At 64.2% G+C, this 3,416-nt stretch carries 3 protein-coding genes and 1 pseudogene; 3 read left to right on the forward strand and 1 reads right to left on the reverse strand.

The window, feature by feature from the left end; translation table 11 throughout:
• Positions 1-719 (forward strand): annotated as a pseudogene (locus VN004_RS10680) (hypothetical protein); the annotation flags it as partial.
• A gap of 128 nt (positions 720-847) precedes the next feature.
• Here the strand turns inward: VN004_RS10680 and VN004_RS10685 are convergent.
• Entirely contained in the window at positions 848-2,200 is a 1,353-nt protein-coding gene (locus VN004_RS10685) for a RidA family protein (protein ID WP_325609758.1), read from the reverse strand.
• Between the two features lie 264 nt (positions 2,201-2,464).
• Here VN004_RS10685 and VN004_RS10690 point away from each other — a divergent pair, with 264 nt between their 5' ends.
• The gene (locus tag VN004_RS10690) at positions 2,465-3,046 is read left to right on the forward strand and encodes a RidA family protein (RefSeq protein WP_325609760.1); all 582 of its coding nucleotides are present in this window, start codon (positions 2,465-2,467) and stop codon (positions 3,044-3,046) included.
• 158 nt (positions 3,047-3,204) lie between these two features.
• Positions 3,205-3,416 (forward strand): NAD(P)-binding protein (locus VN004_RS10695; protein ID WP_325609763.1); only part of this gene is annotated, 212 nt, incomplete at its 3' end.

The following is a 3,416-nucleotide window of genomic DNA, read 5'->3' on the forward strand; positions in this document are numbered from 1 at the left end:
ACCGCGCCGCAGGCTGCAACATCAGCCGTGCGGTCGCCTATTATCAGCGCGGCTTCTACAAGAAGCCGCAGATGCGATGCGGCGCGTCGTCGTCCAGCCGCACCGCCGAACCGCGCGACAACGCGCTTGCGGCACTGTCCACGCGGAGCGACGATGTGCTGAAGCCGCGCGTGGTTCACATCGAAAAGATCACACGGCTGCCGCACGCCGCGGCGCCCCATCAGACCGCGACGACCAAACAGCCGCGCGGCGCATTCGATCCGGTGCGGATAGCACCTCCGCTTCCCGAAACATCTTCCGACGCGACCGTTGCTTCGGTCGAGCACGCCCAAGCCTCACCGAGCGCAACCCAACCGGCCACGGCGGTTCTGCCGATGCCGAGGCCGCGTCCATTGCCGCGGGCCGAAACCAGCCGCACCGTGACGACAAACGGCATGGCCGTCACAACGACGCCGCAGCCGACGGAAGCCGAGCGGATCGCCGCACTGGATTCGCAATCGGTTCCCCTTCCCGCTGCGCGACCCAGCATCGCTCCGACGGCGGGAGCAAAGCCGGTCCATCGCGCAACCCGCCGCAGCGGGCGACACGCCAGACCGAAAGCGGAGGAGACGCCAGGCATCGTGTCTTTCCTGGATAAGCTCGCACCGCCGGATAAGAAATCGCGCAAAGCCAAGACACAGCCGCAGGCCGCCTCGCCCTACGCCGCGCCGGTTTACTGAAGCGCCATCGGTTGCGCTCGCCCCTGAAAGCATTGAGCGAAGCTCGACACATCAAGGCCCCGGAGCCGGATTGAACCGGAGCCGGGGCCTTTTCGATAGCGGGCTTCATCGCGAAGCCGCCGAACCGATCACTCGGGCACGTAGACCCAGAGATCGACCTGCACGCGCGCACCCGGCACCGGCAGCCAGGGCACCTCGATCGGCGACAGCGGCAGCGGCGCATGATCCATCGCCTCGTCCCACACTTCGATGGCGGCCGGCAGGTCCGCGAGGTCGGTGTGGAATTGCTGGATGCGCACGGCGTTGCGAAGCGACGTCCCGGCCGACCGGCAGATCGCTTCCGCCTGACGGATGATGGAGCGCAGCTCCGCCTTGACCGGAATGCCGTAGAACGGCTGGCGCTCATCCACCCGCGCCTCGTCGATCAGACGGCCGCCCTCCACCGCCATCATACCCGACAGGAACAGCAGATCGCCGGCCTTGATCGCCGAGACATAACCATCGAAGGCCGGCGCCTCGGGGCCCTTGATCACCTCACGCTTGGTCTTGCCCTGAGTGGCGAGCGAGATGGTGTTGATCTCGATGCGCAGATCGTTGATTGCGAAGCCGGGCTTGGCCGTCGCGATGATCGTCGTTGCCGGCGGGCTCTTGAACGTCGAAAGCCAGACTTCATTAAAGGCAGGCACATCCTCGCGATCGCTCAAATACACCTGCGCCTTGACCACGCTGTCGAGGCTTGCGCCCGCACCCTCAAGCGAAGCCTTGAGCTTGCGCTGGAGGATGAACTGGGTTTCGAGCTTGATCGGCCATTGCCGCCACAACGCACGCGGATGGCGGACCTCCGGGTCGAGCGGGCCCTCGTCGTCCCGGCTTGCCTCGGCCGTCTGTCCCGGCACGAAGCGGAAATCGCCGGCGCTGAGCGCAGGGCTATAGCCGGAGACGGCGGAAATGTCGTAGCCCGGATTAAACGTCTCATGCTTCACCTTGAGACCCGAGCCCGGCACCGCCGCCATCACCTGAAGCTCGATGCTCTGATCCGTGCGCGAAAAACGCTGGTGTAGGTTCGAGGTGGAAGGCGGAATCTTCGAGCCGAAGACCTCGTGGCGCACCTCGTGATAAGGATGCATCGCGCGCTCGGTGGTGTAGTACTGATCGACGCGCACGACATCCGGAAGGCTGGCGCCGACCTTGCCCAGCACCTCTTTCACGTTCCGATAGATGCGCCGCGCCTGGCGCTTGTACATCGTTTCGCCGTTCAGCGGCCGTTCGGTCTGCACCAGGTCCGCCGCGATGCCGTTGACGTAGTCCGTCGCAGCCTGGCCGGTGGCGAACACCCATCGGCCGGCGCGAATGCCGCGTGCAAGCTTGGCGCTCGTGTGCGGCACCGGCACGGGCAACAGCGGTTCGACGGCAACGCGATCCGACGCGGGCGCGCGTGTGGCGCGAACGGTTGAAGCTTTTGGCCGCGACGGTCGTTTCATAGCGTCATCCTCTCTGCGAAATGGATCGTCAGTGATCTTGCGACGGCGCGCATCGTGCTGACACCGGACGACTTTCGCAAGAGATAAACACCCCGCAAGAAGCGACACATCCGCCATCGGCGAAACGAAGACTCGTTCAGAAACACGAGCGCATTCCGCCACAGCAACCACAACAACAAGCGATCCGGCAGTTGCAACCACCGCGACGGTTTCCACACGGTCTGCTGGACGGCCGGCCTGGCGGGACCGAATATCGGACAGAGGATGATCGTGACGGACCGCCTTTCAGATGCCCGTCGCGTTCGATGCGGTCTTCGCCCATCAACATCCGCCGAGCTAAAACGACAGCGGATAAGAGAGCAGGAAAACGCAATGAGCATGATTGAAGACAAGATCAAGAGCATGGGCTATTCGCTGCCCGAACCTTTCAAATTCCCCAACCCCAATCGCACCGGCTGCGTGGTCGTCGGCTCGATCGTTTATGCATCGGGCCACGGTCGCGATCTCAGCGGCCCGAAGGTCAAGGCCAAGGGCAAGGTCGGCAGCGAGGTTACGGTCGAGGAAGGTTACGCAACGGCGCGCGCGGTGGCCCTCTCCATGCTTGCGAGCCTGAAGCAGGAGCTCGGCGATCTCGACCGAGTCAAGCGCGTGATCCGCCTCTATGGCATGGTCAACGTCGCACCGGGATTCGATCGGATGCCGGAGGTAATCGACGGCGCTTCGGATTTTTTCTACGAGGTGTTCGGAGCGACGTTCGGCAAGCACGCGCGCACCGCCGTTGGCATGGCCGAGCTGCCGCACGGCATTCCCGTGGAGATCAACGGCGAGTTCGAATTGAAGTCCTGATGGCGAAGCGTTCGCAACAGGCTTGCCTCGCGATCCAGCGCTCCCGAGGGATGACGAAAGGCGCTTGAAACCGGCACGCTTCCGAAGCATTTTCGGCGGCGGCGCCGGTCCTGAACGACCGGATTCCGAAACAAGCAAGGCTGGGAGCCGGGTGTATCATGGCGGAAGCGCGACCGAGTATCGTCATCGTGGGCGGCGGGATTGGCGGCCTGTTTGCGGCCAATGTGCTGATCGCGCACGGTTTCCCGGTCCAGGTCTACGAGCAGGCTCCCGAACTCGGCGAGATCGGCGCCGGCGTCTACCTGACGCCCAATAGCGTGCGGCATTTCCAGAGAATTGGGCTCGAGCCGTCGGTCGAGAAGTGGGGCGC

The sequence above is a fragment of the Pseudorhodoplanes sp. genome, from assembly GCF_035565855.1.
Lineage (GTDB): Bacteria > Pseudomonadota > Alphaproteobacteria > Rhizobiales > Xanthobacteraceae > Pseudorhodoplanes.